This window comes from Sphingobacteriales bacterium, from assembly GCA_012517435.1.
Lineage (GTDB): Bacteria > Bacteroidota > Bacteroidia > CAILMK01 > JAAYUY01 > JAAYUY01.
The window spans coordinates 1-16434 of the sequence record JAAYUY010000152.1 but is presented as its reverse complement, the minus strand read 5'-3'; the positions used below and the strand labels follow the sequence as shown (position 1 = coordinate 16434).

Sequence of the window (16434 nt, the reverse complement as noted above, 5' to 3'; positions counted from 1 at the left end):
TCAGACAGGCTGCATGCCCCCTTGATATGACATTCTGCACAGGCTGATTTTACTAAAATGGTTACCTGAGCCATATCGCCATCAATGGAAGTGATGACTCCTTCATGCCTGACTTCGTTGTGTTCACTCATCTTAAAAACTGAATGTTTGATGAAGCAAAATTAAGGCAGAAGCAATGATATGATAAAAAAAACTCCCTGAAAATTCAGGGAGCTCTTTAGTCAATATAAACTTAAATGGTTACTTTCTGGCCAGATTGAAGTTTTCTTTTACCTGGTTCCAGTTAATAATATTCCAGAATGCATATACATAATCAGCCCTGCGGTTCTGATATTTCAGATAATAGGCGTGTTCCCAAACATCAAGGCCTAAAATGGGTGTTCCCTGACAATCAGCAATATCCATCAGAGGATTGTCCTGATTCGGGGTGGAACATACACATAGCTTACCGTTTTTATCCAAAGAAAGCCATGCCCATCCTGAGCCAAACCTCGTCATTGCTGCATTGGTAAATACTTCCCTGAACTTTTCAAAAGAACCGAACTCACTGTTGATCATCTCTAACAGGATACCATCCGGTTGTCCCTCAGAACGGGGAGATAAAATATTCCAGAAAAGTGAATGGTTAAAATGTCCGCCACCATTATTTCTGACAGCAACCGGGTATTTTGAAATATTTCTGATGATTTCTTCAATCGGTAAATTGAGAGAATCGCTTCCCTGTAAAGCATTATTCAGGTTACTGACATAAGCCCCATGATGCTTTTCATGATGAATCTGCATGGTCAGGCTATCTATAAAAGGTTCCAGTGCATCGTGTGCAAAAGGTAATTTTGGTAATTCAAATGCCATAGTCAAATTGTTTAAGTGTTTTTTAATTAGATTAAATATAAACAAATCTGATACCAAAAAGTCAGGAAAATCTTCTCAGCTTCAGCCATTTTGTATGAAATTTGAGGATAATTCAGCAACTAACTGAAAATGAAATTTATCAGAGCCATATTCATCTTATTACTTTTCCTTGGTTCATCTGCTGCAACAGTTTATAGCCAGACTTCTGGCAATGATGCTGGTTTTCTAAATGCGACCATCAGGGTTTACAACTCAAACAAAGAAAGATTAACTGGTATTAACCTGATTTATACTGACATGGAAACCAATCAGGTGTTAAGGAAAAAAACGGAAAACGGAAGTGCATTCATTCAGTTTCCGCTTAACAAAACCTTCTTACTGGTAGTATCATCCAATATGTATTACACAAAGACGATAGAAATAAATACCAATATCAGGCGAATGGGAAATACTCCGGGCTTCTACTCCGATATAGAAATTACTTTGCTTGAAAACTGTGAAAACAATCCTGCAAGATCAAATATTCTTGAGTATCCGATAGGAAAAATTATATATAACGACCAGAAAACCAAATTTGAGTATGATTTTGCCTATACATCAGAAATGGCTGATTTGTATATGAGTCGATACGAAGAAAGGTGTAAAAAGCCGGAAGAAGAGTTAAAAGAAGAACAAATAGCTCAGGTTCCAGAAGACAAGAAAAAAGAAGCAAATAACAATGAAAATCAACCTGTCAGAAAGGAGCGTAAAAAACAAAAAGAAACTGCTGTTGTAGAACAAACTCCTGTTGAACAAAATGAATATAGTATTTCCAAAAATGAGGAAAAAGAAGAAAAACAAAGCAAAATCACCCAACAGGAAGAAGCACCCAATACGCTTAGCACAGAGACCATTTCTGCTCCAACTGAAGAAAAACCTTCCATTGAAAGTTCTTCTGAAATAAAACCCGCTTCAAAAACAGTTTCAGTTGCTGATACGGTTGCAAATCAAAGCGTTACACCTCAAAATACCTATCAACCCGTCAGCAGGAAACCTGAAGTATTTGACCAGAATAAAGAATTTATCTATCTGCAGCCGAAAAACAGCTGGCCATCTGAGTTGCGTGAATATTTGCTGAATCCAAACTATAAACCGAGAGCCATCGGTACTTATGCCTATACACAACAGGAAACAAAAAAAGAATTTTACATTGACGATGTAGTAGAACTGAGGGAAAAATTCCCTGTTCAGTTTGATCAGGCCTTTAAAAACTGGGACTATCTTGTTGAATTATATTCCAAATACCGGAAAAAATAGTTTTTTCTGTTAAATGGTCAGGGAATAGGTCATCAGCATATAAATTCCTCCTTTCATTTCAGGCACTTCTTTCAGTTTTTTAAACATCTGGTAATCTTCATTTCCAAGCAAAAGCCTAAGTACCCATGCTTTTGCTCCTGACACTGATAAGCCGAAATTCTGAAGAAAGCCTTTGGATTTTGGAAGTACTTTTAATCTGTAGTTGTCAATTTTAGCCATTCTGGCTGCCATTTCAACAGCGTCATTCAATCCGCCAATTTTATCGACCAGACCAATTTTCAATGCCTGAGTACCTGTATAAATATGACCTTGTGCAATAGAATCAACGAAAGCCATGTCGAGCTTACGACCATCAGCAACACGCTTTTTAAATTCCGAGTATGTGTCGTTTACATAATATTCGAGAATGGCTTTTTCTTCCGGGCTCAGCGGACGGTTAAAGTTTGAGAAGTCAGCATTTTTTGAAGTTTTAACCCTGTCGAAAGTAATGCCCAGCTTGTTTTTCCAGAAATTTTCAAGGTTAAGATGAAGGCCAAAAACCCCGATTGAGCCTGTGATGGTAAACGGGTCAGCCAGAATGCTGTCGGCAGGAGCAGCAATGTAGTATCCGCCTGATGCTGCAAGTGATCCCATTGACACCACCAGTGGTTTTTTATCTGCAGCCAGCTTGACTTCTCTCCAGATTACATCAGAAGGCAATGCACCGCCACCGGGGGAATTAATTCTCAAAACAATGGCTTTTACATCCTCATCTTCCCTTGCCTGACGCAAAGCCCGTGAAAGCGACTCCGAGCCAATATTCTGATAATCACCCTCTCCCGTTCCGATATTTCCGACTGCATAAATCAGGGCTATTTTGTCTTTCGTATAATCTTTCTTTTCTTTTGAGGCAGCATAATATGAGGTTATTTTTACCAGATTGATTTTTACCTTTGACGGGTCTTTTTTGGGATAGACTTCTTTTTTGATAAAATCGATAAATTCATCTTTATAGGCTAAGCCATCAATCAGCCTGTATTTTAGTGCATCATCCGCATTGTGAATTTTCAGCCCATCAATAGCATTTTTCAGGCTGTCGTTGCTGATTTTTCTGGCCTGACAAATTTCTGTAATAAACTGATTGTAAACAGCATAGAGGTAGTCTTCCATCTGTTTACGGTCGTATGGACTCATGTCGGAACGGGTAAAAGTTTCGCCTGCACTTTTGTAATTCCCTGCCCGGATTAAAGTCGGTTGAATATCCAGTTTTTCAAACAGACCTTTCAGATATACATTCTCATTGTTAAAGCCGGTTATCATGGCAATACCTTCGGGCTGCATGTATATTTTATCAGCTACACTTGCAAGGTAATAAGTTCCGTTCGTCAGAATCTCGGCATAGGCATAAATAAATTTTCCCGATTTTTTAAAATCAATCAGTTCATTACGCAACTCATTCAGCATACACAATGGCGACATTTGTATGCCAAGGTTCAGATAAATGCCCTTTATTTTGTCATCAGTTTTGGCTTTCTCAATTTTATCCATCATTTCTTTCAGTCCGGAAGGAAAATTTTCTTCATCAAGAAAAGAGAATTCTGAAAAGGGCATATTATCCGTTCGTTCCATTAAAGGTTGATTCAGATTTATCATCAAAACTGATCCTTCTTTGATGACAACCTCTTTTTCAGATTTTGATAGTTTATGGGTATAATGTGAGACAGTTCCCATGATAATGCTGAACATGATGATGGCGATGACGATATAAGCCAATACGAAACCAATCATGCTGGCAAACACATATTTAAAAAAGCCTTTCATAATATTGATTTTTAAGTTTAATTGTCAGTTAATTAATTAATGTTCAAAAGTACATTAAAACAAAAGAACCGGAATAGGAAACTCCGGTTCTGAAGCGGGAATATTTATTAAAAATCCACAAAAGAGAGTCCGATAGCAAAAGGATGGAGCTCAGGCCCCTGTCCATTGATAAACATTTCAGAAAGATCGTAAGTGGCAAACAGCATCAATCCGCCTCCAAATCCAAGGCGTGCAGTAAGACCATAGCGGAACGGATTGGTATTGAAATCGCCTTTTGCCTTGTCTTTATTGACTTGTCCACTGACAGAATACACCAGCTTGGTTTTGCTTCCGATGTTGTAGCCAAATACCGGACCGAAAGCGAGGTGAAATGCTTTGTGGTCTTTTTCAGATGTGTTTAGCTCAATTAAAATAGGTACATTTATATATATCAGCCTAAGTTTCGACTTTTCATAGTTGATGAGTGTGTCAATATAGCCGGTTATCTGGTTCTGGTTACCAATTAACCTGGTATTGTTTTTAAACCTGTAGTTATTGATGTCAAATCCAAGACCTGTTGCCAGAAGCATATAATCACCGAAAATCCTGAAATTCTTTTCAATGGGATTGATACCAACACGAATGGAATTTTTATAGTCAGGGCTTAAATACTCAAACCCGACAGGCATCGGAACGGAATAGTCAGGATTCAGATAACCGGTAACACCCAAATCAAGTCCATGCCATGCCTTGAAGCTTTCGCCATGATGATGGGATTTTGAAGATTCCTTGTCATCAGTTATTGAATCATTATCATTGTCTTTCAATACGATATCCTTGTCTTCGAGAATCTTAAACTCATATTTACCGATTTTAACGGTTACCGTATCACCTGCTCCTTTTTTGGGGGATTTGCCTTTAAAAGTAGCTGTCCCTGAAACTTTTATATCATTCACTTCAGGTTCTCCTATGAATTCAAGCTGTGCGGCACCTGTAATTTTTCCGGTAATTTTTTCAAATGCAAAGATGGTAGCCCTGCCTGCCCCGCTTATATCAACAGTAGTTATTCTGGTGTAAAAATCTTTTGCATTAATATCTCCTGCACCATCAATTTTCAAATCGTGGTACTCGGATTTACCAGACAGGATTATCTGGGCAGCACCACCAATATCTGTAATTAACCTTCTGGTTGTCAGGTTTTTAAATGATATTTTGGTAGCTCCACCCGATTTTATCAACAGGCTGTCGGTTGAAAAGCTGTCACAGCTAAGGTCAACAACATCTGAAACTTTGATAAAAGTCAGCGAAGGGGTATAAATGATTAAATTTGTGTTTTCCTGCAAAGCCTTTGACTCTATTAAAAGCAAGCCATCCTCCACTTCATAATTCAGGTTTTCAATGGATTCTCCTTTAAGTTCGAATCCATATCTTTCATCCTGTTTCAAGGTAGCCTTGAGATTGACACCTTTCATTTGCACACCTGAAAATGGCTGTGTTTTTATTATTTCTTCGTTAATTTCGGTTTGTGCAAACACTATAGTTGTCAGGCACATAAGACTTAACAGGTAAAAAACTTTTGTCATGATCTTCATCTTATTGTTTTTTTAGAATATGACGATTTGCATACATTTTTGTTACAATTACCTTTCGTTTTTAGTTACAGGAATGTTAATATACACTATTCGTCCCTGAAATGCCAGATTGGTAATTTTCCCTTCATCATTATATTCCTTTACCAGATGCCATTCACGACCAAATAATTGTCCTATTTTCTGCATGGCTGCATCTGCAACATCCCATCCTGAAAATTTCCTTGTTTCGTATTGTTCCCTGGTTTCCTTCAGAATTTGTTTTCTGAATTGTTTCAACAGATACTGATCCACTGAATAAAGAGGCTGTACCGCATTTTCCGGCTCTTCATACTCTATCCGGAGGGCAACCTGATAGCCGGAAAGCTCTTCATTATAGGCTATCTGATCGGGAATACTGTCACCAACAGCAATCACTGTATTCACTATTTCGGCCTTTTCAAATTTTTTTTTAACGCTCTTTTCTGCCTGTTGATGACCTAAAGAAGCCATGGCGACACTGGTTTCGGGATGAAGTTCATTTAAAACATTATCTTGAGAATTATCCATTTGATTTTCAATCTTTTCCGATTTTTTTTGTGACTGAAAAGCAATTGGTTCATCTTCCTGTCTGTAGAGACGGCTGTTTATCAACAGGAATGAGGCAATCAACATGGCTGCGGCACTCCATGAAAGGGTCATCCTGAACTGACGTTGGGTCAGAAACGGGAAAACACTTCTTTTCAAGCTGCTTTTATCAGGGTAGTACAAATTTTTATCCGGAGAAATACGTGTATTTAATAAAAACTGATATTCTGTAGCGGCTTCTTCACTGATATTCAAAATTTTATCAGAAAGAGCATTCTCTTCCATGCTCAGGTCGCCTTCCAGTTTTGCCACCAGAAACTCATCCATGCCTGAATAGGTTTCCGGCAAAAGCTCTTCAGCTTTTTTCTTTAATGCATCTTTTCCTTCAAAAATCACCGGCTCAGCGGGAATCTCTGCTGAGAAAATACTTTCAAATTCTTCAGCGATATCCGGATTTTCCATCAGGAAAATTCTGACCATTTCACAGTCATCTGCTCCCAGCTTCCCTTCCAGATAATCAATCAGAAAAGGTTCATAATTATTTCTGTTAATTTTCATTTCCATCTCTCTTAAATGACAAGGTCAGCACTTTTTAAATATTCTTTCAGGGCAACCCGTGCCCTGTAAATATAGACTTTTACCTGGCTTTCGTTCAGGCCTGTTACTTCGGCAATGTCGTTGTAGGAATAGCCTTCATAATCACGTAGCAGGATAACTGTCCGTTGAATTTCGGGAAGACGTCTGACAGCAGCATTAATAATTTCCATTGTATCGGAATAGGTTTCGCTGGTTTTATGTCCGCTGAAATCAGCCTGTTCAAGTCCGGTAATTCTGTTGTCTTTTCTGATATAGTCGATCATGGTGTGGTAGGCAGTGGTAAACAGATAGGATTTCACTTTTTCCCCGTTGACTTCATCAATTTTCTGCCATAATTTCATAAATGTATCCTGTACAATGTCTTTTGCTTTATCTGAATCGCCAATGTTTTTGACTATAAAGCGGTAAATACCGTCTGAATAATCATCAACACTTTTATTGTACTCAGTTACAGTCATTTCTTAGCTATTCGGCATTATGACGAATAAGGATGAATTATGTTACAAAAAATGAAAAATTATTCATCATGTCTTTTAAAATGCTTGTCTCTCAAGGCTTCACGTTTATCATAGAGTTTTTTGCCTCTTGCGAGAGCAATGTCGGTTTTTGCAAAACCTCTTTCGTTGATGTAAATAGATAGCGGAACAATGGTAAGGCCTTTTTCCTTTACCTTATTATTTAATTTCCTCAGCTCTCTTTTGGTAAGCAGCAGTTTCCGTAAACGGACAGGGTCATGGTTAAAAATATTACCATGTGAATATTCTGAGATGTGGAGATTTTTTATAAATAATTCCCCATTTTGGAAAAAACAGAAAGAATCGGTAAAACTAACCTTCCCTTGCCTTACAGATTTTATTTCTGTTCCGGTAAGCACAATGCCGGCTTTGAAAATTTCAATAATTTCATTCTCAAATCTGGCCTTTTTATTCGGAATGTAAATATTTGTTGCCATATCAAACAAAGGTGCAAAGATAAGATAACATTCATCACCCTTTTGCGTTGTAATAAAATCATTAATTTTGCCCTGTTAAATTTTGAGGTATGTTTCGTAAAAGAGCCGTTATCGGGAAAAAACTGACAAAGTTTGTTCTACTTTTTGCCTTTATCTTCAGCATGAGTGCCTGTCATCGCGACAACTGTCCCTGTCATTCCCTGAAGGCAGAAAAAAATATTGTTCAAATTGTTGGTAAAAAATTTGCAAACCTTTCCATCAATCACTAATTTTGATAAAAAATTTCAGCTTGAAAAAACTTAAAACAATATTGATTTTCATCACCTTTTTATCGGCTCTTTTCCTTACTGCATGCCACAATGATTTCTGCCCGACATTTAAAATTAAAGGTTCAGCAAGGGTAGTCAATGTCAGCAAATAGCAGTTTAAAGGAAAAATGATGCATTCAGGCCGGTATCTAACAGTAATCATACTAATATCATTGGGTTTTTCTGCATTAAGTCAGGACAACAGCATCAACGAATTCACCTCATTACGTTACGATAAAAGCATTAGTGCAGGTTTTGAAGCTCATAGCAACGGATATGGCATTAACTTTCAGTATTTTATACACCGGACTGTCAATAAAAATCTACTATTCAGCTTCGACATACTCTCCCTTAAGCACCCGAAAGAAACAAAGGTGGTCAACCCGATAGAAGATGCTGCCTTGCCTTATGTGTATGGAAAGATTAACTCAGCTATTCCTTTGCATTTTGGTTTTGGCAATCAGTTTATCATAGCCGACAAGGAAGTACCAAATGGTATCAGAATCGGGTTCAGCTATCTGATCGGCCCGAATTTCACTTTGTTAAAACCACAATATCTCTGGATATATTATTATCGTCCCGATCTGGGCAAATACAGAGTACTTGAAAAATATGACCCTGAAAATCCTGTTCATGCCAATCAGAATAATATTTTTGGCGGCAGCAGCTTTTTTCATGGCTTATCTGAAATGGGAAGCACTTTCGGAGCATTTGCCAAAACAGCATTTAACTTTGAATGGAACAAAGAGGATGTCAGCTTTAAAGTGCTTGAAACCGGCATCATGATTGATTTCTATCCCCAACCACTCCCTGTTTTCGCTTTTATCGACAACAGCAAACTTTTTGTCAATGTTTATGCACAGATTTCTCTTGGGAAAAGATGGTAAAAACATCTACCCTGATTCAATACAGTCAAAACATTTTAAAACCACACACACCAATGACAGACTATTCAAAATTCAGAAGAAAGCCAGACTGGTTAAAGGTTCCATTAGCCAGAGATAAAAAATATATTGAGCTAAAATCAATTGTCAAGAAAAATCAGCTTCACACCATCTGCGAAAGCGGGAATTGCCCGAATATGGGTGAATGCTGGAATGCAGGAACAGCTACTTTCATGATACTTGGTGAACTGTGTACGAGGAAATGCAGATTCTGCGATGTAAAGCCGGGAAAGCCTCTTCCTCCCAATCCTGAAGAGCCTCAAAAAGTGGCAGAAGCGGTCAGGCTTTTGAATTTAAAACATTGCGTACTGACTTCCGTAACCCGAGACGACCTGCCTGATTACGGAGCCAAACATTGGGCAGAAACCATCAGAGCTGTCAAAGAAAAAAATCCTGGAATAACCATAGAAGCATTAATACCTGATATGCACGACAGGAACGATTTATTGGAAATCATTGCCGCTGAAAAGCCTGAAATTATTTCACACAATATCGAAACTATCAAAAGACTCTATCGTGTGGTCAGGCCGCAGTCAAATTATGAAAGAATTTTACGGCAGCTAAAAAAAATCAGGGAAACGGGATGCATTTCAAAATCAGGTTTTATGCTCGGTATGGGTGAAACCATTGACGAAGTAAAAGAGCTGATGAACGACCTGCTCAGATTTGAGGTAGAAATCATCACCATCGGGCAATACCTTCCCCCATCTCCCGTACATTTTCCTTTACATGAGTATGTCCATCCCGATGTTTTCAAAGAGCTGAAGATTTATGGAGAACAACTCGGCTTCAGAAAAGTAGTATCTGCACCCTTGGTCAGGTCGTCTTATCATTCAGCTGATCAACTCTGATAAAATCCTTTATTTACTAAGCGGTTCTGATGGATTACTCATTTTGATTTGTATATTGCCAAAACTCTTTTTACCTTTACAGAAATTTTAAAAAAGTAAAAAGAAATCTTTGTGAATAAAAACAGTTCAATAAAGATATTCATTATCGAAAATTAGTATTTTTGTGGCGCTTATTAAACTAATTTAAAAGATAGTTATGAGAAATAAATGGTTCGTCTTTGCAGGATTTTCAATGATTTTGTTATTTTTCGGTATCAGATTTTATCACCAGCAGAAAGAGGAATACCGGCTCAGGCACATCGATATGAGCTTTCATGAGGAAGATGAAGAAGGTGAAAATATTGCCGGTGCCATGAGTTATTATCAGCTGATTAAAGCTGATCCACAAACGGGAGAAATAAATCCGGAACTCGTTACATCTGCTTTCAGAGAAGCAGACAGAGTCAAACAGTACCGGGGAACAATTGGTCTTAACTGGAAAAGCAGGGGGCCTGATAATTATGGTGGACGTACAAGAGGTATTGTCATCGACAAAGATAATCCGGATATTCTAGTAGCCGGTGGTGTTTCAGGTGGCATATACCGTTCGGTCAACGGTGGAAAATCATGGACTAAAGTGGTCATTAGTGACGCAAAACCCGGAGGCTTGGTCGTTTCCTGTATGGAACAGGCCAGTGACGGAACCATTTATTTTGGAACCGGTGAAATGTATTTCACTGCCATGAGCGGACCCAACGGTGACCTGACTTCAGGTAGCCGCGGAGGCGGTGTTTATAAATCAACAGACAAAGGAGTAACATGGACTTTTCTGGATGCAACTGATCCGGCAAAAAGTGGTAACACACGCTGGTATAACGTTCAGGCCATCAAGTCCGATCCGACCAATCCCAATGTATTGTATGCGGCTACTTATGCCGGCTTCATGAAATCGACTGACGCTGGTGCAACATGGACACGTCTGGATATGCCTGATGGTGCTACAGCAGCCACTTTTATTGATATTGCTGTATCAAACAACGGTCAGACTGTTTTTACCGCTTCCTATGCTGCCGGAAGATGCAAACTTTTCCGCTCAATCAATGGAGCTGCTTTTGAAAAAATCGCTGCCAATGTGAATGAAATCACCAATTCGACACGTCTGACCATTGCAATTGCACCTTCCGATCAAAATTACATTTATGTTGTTTCAACCTCAAACGGTACAGCACCTTATCCCGGTGTACACAGCTTCGGTGGCCTCTACAGATCAAAAGACAATGGAACTACATGGGAACAGATAGTTGCAGGCCATGCCCCTGGTGCTGAACCTTTCGGAAGCCAGGGTCATTATCAGGGACAATATGATAACCTCGTGGCTGTCGATCCGTTCAATAAAGACAGAGTTTTTGTCGGTGGTGTGACGCTTTATTCCTACAAAGCCGGGCAATTCTACAAAATAGCCAGTTCAGAAGAATATCTTGACGCTGAAGAAAAATATAAAAACCCGCTTTTTGTTCATGTGGATATGCATAACATACGGTTTGACCTGAAGTCAAAACCTGAAAAAATGTATATCGTTACTGATGGAGGAATTTATGTCAGCAACAACTGGAAAACCTCTGACTATCCAACATATAGTTACAGCAACAATTATTACACAACAACACAGTATTACGGCCTGGCAGTGGATGTCTTCGGGAACCTGGTCGGAGGCACACAGGATCAAAGTTCAATGTACATCGATGCTGGCGGCCTGACCGGTAACAGTGCTCACGAAATTCTTGGTGGTGATGGCTTTTATGCAGAAATATCGAAATACGACAACAATATCATTTTCTATGAATCACAGGAAGGACGCTGTGTCAGATCGGCCAATAAAGGGAAAAGTTACGAAAAATTCGTTTACGACTATAAAAATCAGAAATATGTCATAGATGATGAGTTTTTCTTCAATACACCTTTCCGGTTGTGGGAAAACAAAGAAAAACAAACATTTTATGACACAAGCGGCAATCCCTATGATTCAATTGTTCATGTTTCAAAATGTTTCGTTGCAGGCAACAAAGGTATCTGGATGACCCCTGATGCCGTTGATTTTAATGCCGACACTCTGAGATGGTATCTGATTTCCAAAGGAATCAGCAACCAGCAAATCCTTCACCTTGAATATACATCTGATGGAGATGCTGTATTCGTTGGAACGAGAAGCTCCGTTAATGGCAGACTTTACAGAATTTCAGGTTTAAAAGGCAAAAAACTCTGGTTTGATCAGAACGGGAATTTTGATCCTGATTATTTTGGAATTAAAACAGAATTAATCGGTTCGTGGAGCAACCGCTCAGTTTGCGGAATAGGTGTTTCCCCCAGCAACGACAACGTTGTTGTGGTAACACTCGGAAATTACGTTACCGGATACGACCATGTTTATATCAGCAACAACGCCCTTGATGATGCAGCTAATGTAACATGGACATCGCTTCATACTTCAAAACTTCCCCACATGCCCATTTATGATGCAGCAATTAACTCACAATCTTCCAGTCAGGATACCATTATACTGGCTACGGAACTGGGCATCTGGGCTACTGTAAACGGAGGCACTGACTGGTATGAAGAGAATGAAGGCATGGCAAGAGTCCCGACTTTCATGCTCAGGCAAATTAAAAGATACCCATGGTGGAGAGGATATGCATTCTATGCCGGCACTCATGGAATGGGAATTATGGAATGTACCTCTTTCGTTACCAATGTTGGCATCAAAGAAGACAGGGTACTGACTCAATCGATGAGTGTATTTCCAAATCCTGTTCAAAATCAGTTGAATATTCGTTACATTTTGGATAAACCGGTAGTACTTACCGCACAGATTATTAACCTTAACGGTCAGGTGGTTAAAAAATTCACCCTGAACGACAATCAGCGCGGTGAGAACAATCAAACCATACCGGTCAGTGGCATTTTATCAGGCACATACCTGATAAGATTAACCGGAGAAAATACCAACCTCGTTTCCAAATTCAATGTAATTCAATAATTTATTGGTTAATAAAGCTAAACGGGACTGAAATTCAGTCCCGTTTTTTTATACATACATCAGACTACATCCCCTGACAGGAGAGGCATCTGCCCTTCCGGTTATTCTGAAACTGCCATCAGCATAAGCTATTCCCGCATCGTCAACAGCTATGAATGAGCATGAAAAAACATTAGCCAGATCAATAATGTTGACATAGCCGGATGTATCAAGCAAGCCGCATTCACAAGGATCATATACATCGCGTATGAGCACTTTCATCCATGGCGGACAATAAAATACTCCCCCACCTTTTGAATAAGCCTGACTGAGCAATTCGGTCATTCCATACTCAGAATGAATGGCTTTACAATGAAACCTGGTACATAGAATTTCATGAACTTCTTCCCTTGGCATTTCTGTTTTTCTGCCTTTCATCCCCCCTGTTTCCATCACAATATCCTCACATAAATCGGGATGATAGTGCTCAGAAAAATCAAGCAATGCATAGGTAACACCCAATAAAAGTATTCTTTTGTCGTTTTTTTTACACCAGTCAATAGCCTTGTTTAATGACTTAAAGTCGAAGCTGAAAAATGCGCTTCCCTTTCCTGCCTTCTTCATCAGGCTGTTTACCATATAAATTAAAGACGATTGGGTTTGTTCAAGATAGGATGGCAGGAGGGCAAGAAGAACAAAATCTTCAGGCTTTCCGTAGAATAGCTCGAAGCATTTCATAAAACTTTCCTGATACCATTCAGCATACCTGACAAAGTGATAGGAATGCTCCATCCCTGAAGTGCCGCTACTTCTGAAAACCAGCTCTGCATCCCAATTTCCACATTTTATCTGTTGAAACCTGAAGAAAGATACAGGCATAAAAGGTATTTCCCTGACCGAATGTACCTGAAGCGGGTTTACCTGAAGATGATCCACAAACTGGCGGTACACCGCATTGCTGTTGTATTGAAAACGGAATATTTCAATAGCCGTTTCCACGAAATTTTCTTTGCTGACAGAAAAGATTTTTGCCTTAAATTTGTCATTTGACAGCATACGCCATGAAAAAATTGAAAGTGAAATCTAAGTATTTTTTTATCATTGCACTTTTGCCGTTGTTCTTTTTCAACTGCACAAGCAAGGTTGACTTTGGCATTATTCCGGTTATCAGCTTTGAGCGTTATGAATTGTATAAAAATCAAAATGGCAAAGACACTGCCCTCGCACTGATTATTTCCTATACAGATGCCGATGGAGATCTGGGACTGGAACAAAGCGATACTTTACCTCCTTTCAACAGTGGGAGCAAATACCATTACTGCATGTATATCTATTATTATGAATATGTTGATAATCAATGGATTGAAGTCAGGCCGGAAATAGGAGGCATTCCCATAGGAGATACCATTCGCTTCCCTTACCGGTTTAAAAGCCTGACACCTGCCACACCCAATAAAGCCATAAAAGGTGAAATCACCTGGCATTCAAATTTTATTTCACCGCAGAAAAGCAAGAATATCAAATTTAAAATTTTCATTTACGACAGGGCACTGCACAAAAGCAATGAAGTGGAAAGCCCGTCAATATTCTACAACAATTAATACCATGGACAGAAAATCGCTCATTGCGGCCATCCGTGAGAAAAAATCTTATCTCTGTGTTGGGCTTGATACGGATCTGAATAAAATTCCAGGCTCTTTTCTTCAAACAGATGATCCCGTTTTTGAATTTAATAAAGCAGTGATTGATGCCACAAAGGACTGCTGTGTAGCATACAAACTCAATCTTGCCTTTTATGAGTCATCAGGATTGAAAGGATGGCAAAGCCTGATCAAAACTGTCAGTTACATCCCTGATAATATCTTTAAAATAGCAGATGCCAAAAGAGGTGACATCGGAAACACCTCATCCCAATACGCCAAAGCTTTTTTCAGCGAAATGCCATTCGATGCCATCACCGTTTCCCCATATATGGGAAGCGATTCTGTAACTCCGTTTTATAATTATCCGGGAAAGTGGGTCATCATTCTTGCCCTGACTTCCAATAAAGGCTCTGCTGATTTCCAGATGTTAAAAACAGATGAGGAATATTTATTTGAGCGGGTGCTTAAGACTGCATCCACATGGGGAAGTGCTGAAAATACTATGTTTGTCGTTGGAGCAACACATCCCGGAGCGTTCGAATCGATCCGGAAAATCGTCCCTGATCATTTTCTGCTGATTCCCGGAGTAGGTGCCCAGGGCGGAACGGTTAAGGATGTATCAAAATATGCCTTAAACAAGGATTTTGGCATTATCATCAATGTTTCGAGAGGGATTTTGTTCCCCGAAAACAACCTCCCTTTTCCTGATAACATCAGTAAAGCAGCTTTTGAATATCAACAGCAAATGAAAGAATTCATCGGATAAATTTTATGAAAGAAGAACTGCTTCAATTTGTCTGGAAATATCAGCTTTTTGAAAAAAGAAGCATGCAAACCACTGAAGACGAGCCAATTGAAGTAGTCTTTCCCGGCATTCACAATCAGGATGCAGGGCCAGATTTTCTGGAAGCAAAAATCAGAATTAGTGATAAATTATGGGCAGGAAATGTCGAAATTCACCTGAAAAGCAGTGACTGGAACCGGCATGGACACCAACATGACCCTGCCTATCAAAACATCATCCTCCACGTGGTATATGAAGATGATGAACCCAATGTTTTTCACACTATTCCCAAGTTTGTTCTGAAATACAGAATCCCCGATCACCTGAAAAGAAATTATCAGGCTCTGATGATTTCGGCTGAAAAAATCCCCTGCCATGAAATGATAAGCAGTGTAGACCGCATGACAATATATTCATGGCTGCAAAGAATGACTGCTGAAAGGTTTGAAGTGCGCAACGATTACATTATCAATCTTTTAAACAAGACAGGTGACTGGCACGAGAGCTTTTATGTGGCGGTTGCACGTTCTTTTGGCTACCGTGTCAATGCTGATACTTTTGAGAAGCTGGCTTTATTGACGCCTCAGAAACTTATTGCCCGTCATAAAAATAATCTTCTTCAGGTGGAAGCTTTGCTTTTCGGACAGGCAGGTATGCTGGATGAAAACTTCTCAGATGATTATCCCAACCGGCTGAAAGCTGAATACCAGTTTCTTCAGGCAAAGTATCAGCTGAAAGGAATGAAAAAAAGCGAATGGAAATTTGCACGCCTGAGACCTGCCGATTTTCCGACCATACGTATTGCTCAGTTTTCAATGCTGCTCCATAAAGTATCAAGCCTCTTTTCGGCCATTATTGAAGCCAATCAGGATAAAGACCTCAAAGACTTTTTTCATACCGAGGTGTCCTCATACTGGTTAAATCATTACCAGTTTGATCACCAATCAGAATCTAAAAAAAGAAAAAGGTTAGGCATTTCAACGATAAACAGAATTGTCATAAATGCTGTCATTCCTTTTCTGTTTAGTTATGGTAAACAAAAAGATGAATCATTGCTGACATCAAAAGCTTTTCAGCTACTCGAGAACCTGCCGGCCGAAAAAAACAGTATTCTCGGTTATTGGGAGGCAATAGGACTTAAAAACGATCATGCAGCCGATTCGCAGGCTTTGCTTCACCTCAAAAAACATTATTGCGATCAAAAGAAATGTTTATCATGCTCCATCGGAACCAGCCTCATGCAGAGAGCATGAAAACTGAAGTATGACATTACAGGGATT

General features: G+C 39.2%; 16 protein-coding genes. 8 read left to right on the top strand and 8 right to left on the bottom strand.

What is annotated here, in order from left to right:
• Together GX437_08670 and GX437_08665 are read right to left on the bottom strand one after the other, a co-directional pair.
• A partial coding sequence (locus GX437_08670) for a SoxR reducing system RseC family protein (GenBank protein ID NLJ07728.1) occupies positions 1–131 on the bottom strand: 131 nt, incomplete at its 3' end.
• A gap of 109 nt (positions 132–240) precedes the next feature.
• Entirely contained in the window at positions 241–852 is a 612-nt protein-coding gene (locus GX437_08665; GenBank protein NLJ07727.1) for a superoxide dismutase, read from the bottom strand.
• Positions 853–981: 129 nt separating this feature from the next.
• Here GX437_08665 and GX437_08660 point away from each other — a divergent pair, with 129 nt between their 5' ends.
• Positions 982–2148, top strand: a complete 1167-nt coding sequence (locus GX437_08660; GenBank protein ID NLJ07726.1) for a hypothetical protein — start codon at positions 982–984, stop codon at positions 2146–2148.
• Positions 2149–2157: 9 nt separating this feature from the next.
• On the opposite strand, the gene sppA is transcribed toward GX437_08660, so the two are convergent.
• From sppA to smpB, 5 genes are all read right to left on the bottom strand, one after another.
• Positions 2158–3948 (bottom strand): signal peptide peptidase SppA, encoded by a 1791-nt coding sequence (sppA, locus tag GX437_08655; GenBank protein ID NLJ07725.1) that lies wholly within the window; start codon positions 3946–3948, stop codon positions 2158–2160.
• Positions 3949–4055: 107 nt separating this feature from the next.
• On the bottom strand, positions 4056–5519 hold the full coding sequence (locus GX437_08650) for an outer membrane beta-barrel protein (protein ID NLJ07724.1): 1464 nt from the start codon (positions 5517–5519) through the stop codon (positions 4056–4058).
• Positions 5520–5567: 48 nt separating this feature from the next.
• Complete coding sequence (locus GX437_08645; protein NLJ07723.1) at positions 5568–6641, bottom strand: hypothetical protein; 1074 nt, start codon at positions 6639–6641, stop codon at positions 5568–5570.
• 11 nt (positions 6642–6652) lie between these two features.
• Positions 6653–7138 carry an RNA polymerase sigma factor gene (locus GX437_08640; GenBank protein NLJ07722.1) on the bottom strand — a complete coding sequence of 162 codons (486 nt, stop codon included), beginning with the start codon at positions 7136–7138 and terminating at the stop codon, positions 6653–6655.
• Positions 7139–7197: 59 nt separating this feature from the next.
• Entirely contained in the window at positions 7198–7632 is a 435-nt protein-coding gene (smpB, locus tag GX437_08635) for an SsrA-binding protein SmpB (protein ID NLJ07721.1), read from the bottom strand.
• Positions 7633–7721: 89 nt separating this feature from the next.
• Between smpB and GX437_08630 the strand changes: the two genes are divergently transcribed.
• From GX437_08630 to GX437_08615, 4 genes are all read left to right on the top strand, one after another.
• Positions 7722–7901, top strand: a complete 180-nt coding sequence (locus GX437_08630) for a hypothetical protein (GenBank protein NLJ07720.1) — start codon at positions 7722–7724, stop codon at positions 7899–7901.
• A 167-nt stretch (positions 7902–8068) separates the two neighbouring features.
• Positions 8069–8827: a hypothetical protein gene (locus GX437_08625; GenBank protein NLJ07719.1), complete on the top strand. Its 759-nt coding sequence runs from the start codon at positions 8069–8071 to the stop codon at positions 8825–8827.
• A gap of 53 nt (positions 8828–8880) precedes the next feature.
• Complete coding sequence (gene lipA, locus GX437_08620) at positions 8881–9735, top strand: lipoyl synthase (GenBank protein NLJ07718.1); 855 nt, start codon at positions 8881–8883, stop codon at positions 9733–9735.
• Between the two features lie 196 nt (positions 9736–9931).
• Positions 9932–12748 (top strand): T9SS type A sorting domain-containing protein, encoded by a 2817-nt coding sequence (locus GX437_08615; GenBank protein NLJ07717.1) that lies wholly within the window; start codon positions 9932–9934, stop codon positions 12746–12748.
• A 48-nt stretch (positions 12749–12796) separates the two neighbouring features.
• On the opposite strand, the gene GX437_08610 is transcribed toward GX437_08615, so the two are convergent.
• Positions 12797–13783: an acyl transferase gene (locus GX437_08610; protein ID NLJ07716.1), complete on the bottom strand. Its 987-nt coding sequence runs from the start codon at positions 13781–13783 to the stop codon at positions 12797–12799.
• Positions 13784–13803: 20 nt separating this feature from the next.
• Between GX437_08610 and GX437_08605 the strand changes: the two genes are divergently transcribed.
• From GX437_08605 to GX437_08595, 3 genes are read left to right on the top strand one after another with little or no spacing between them, the layout of a single operon-like run.
• Positions 13804–14328 carry a hypothetical protein gene (locus tag GX437_08605; protein NLJ07715.1) on the top strand — a complete coding sequence of 175 codons (525 nt, stop codon included), beginning with the start codon at positions 13804–13806 and terminating at the stop codon, positions 14326–14328.
• 4 nt (positions 14329–14332) lie between these two features.
• Positions 14333–15136 carry an orotidine-5'-phosphate decarboxylase gene (gene pyrF, locus GX437_08600; GenBank protein ID NLJ07714.1) on the top strand — a complete coding sequence of 268 codons (804 nt, stop codon included), beginning with the start codon at positions 14333–14335 and terminating at the stop codon, positions 15134–15136.
• Positions 15137–15141: 5 nt separating this feature from the next.
• The gene (locus GX437_08595; GenBank protein NLJ07713.1) at positions 15142–16407 is read left to right on the top strand and encodes a DUF2851 family protein; all 1266 of its coding nucleotides are present in this window, start codon (positions 15142–15144) and stop codon (positions 16405–16407) included.
• The last annotated feature ends 27 nt before the right edge of the window (positions 16408–16434 follow it).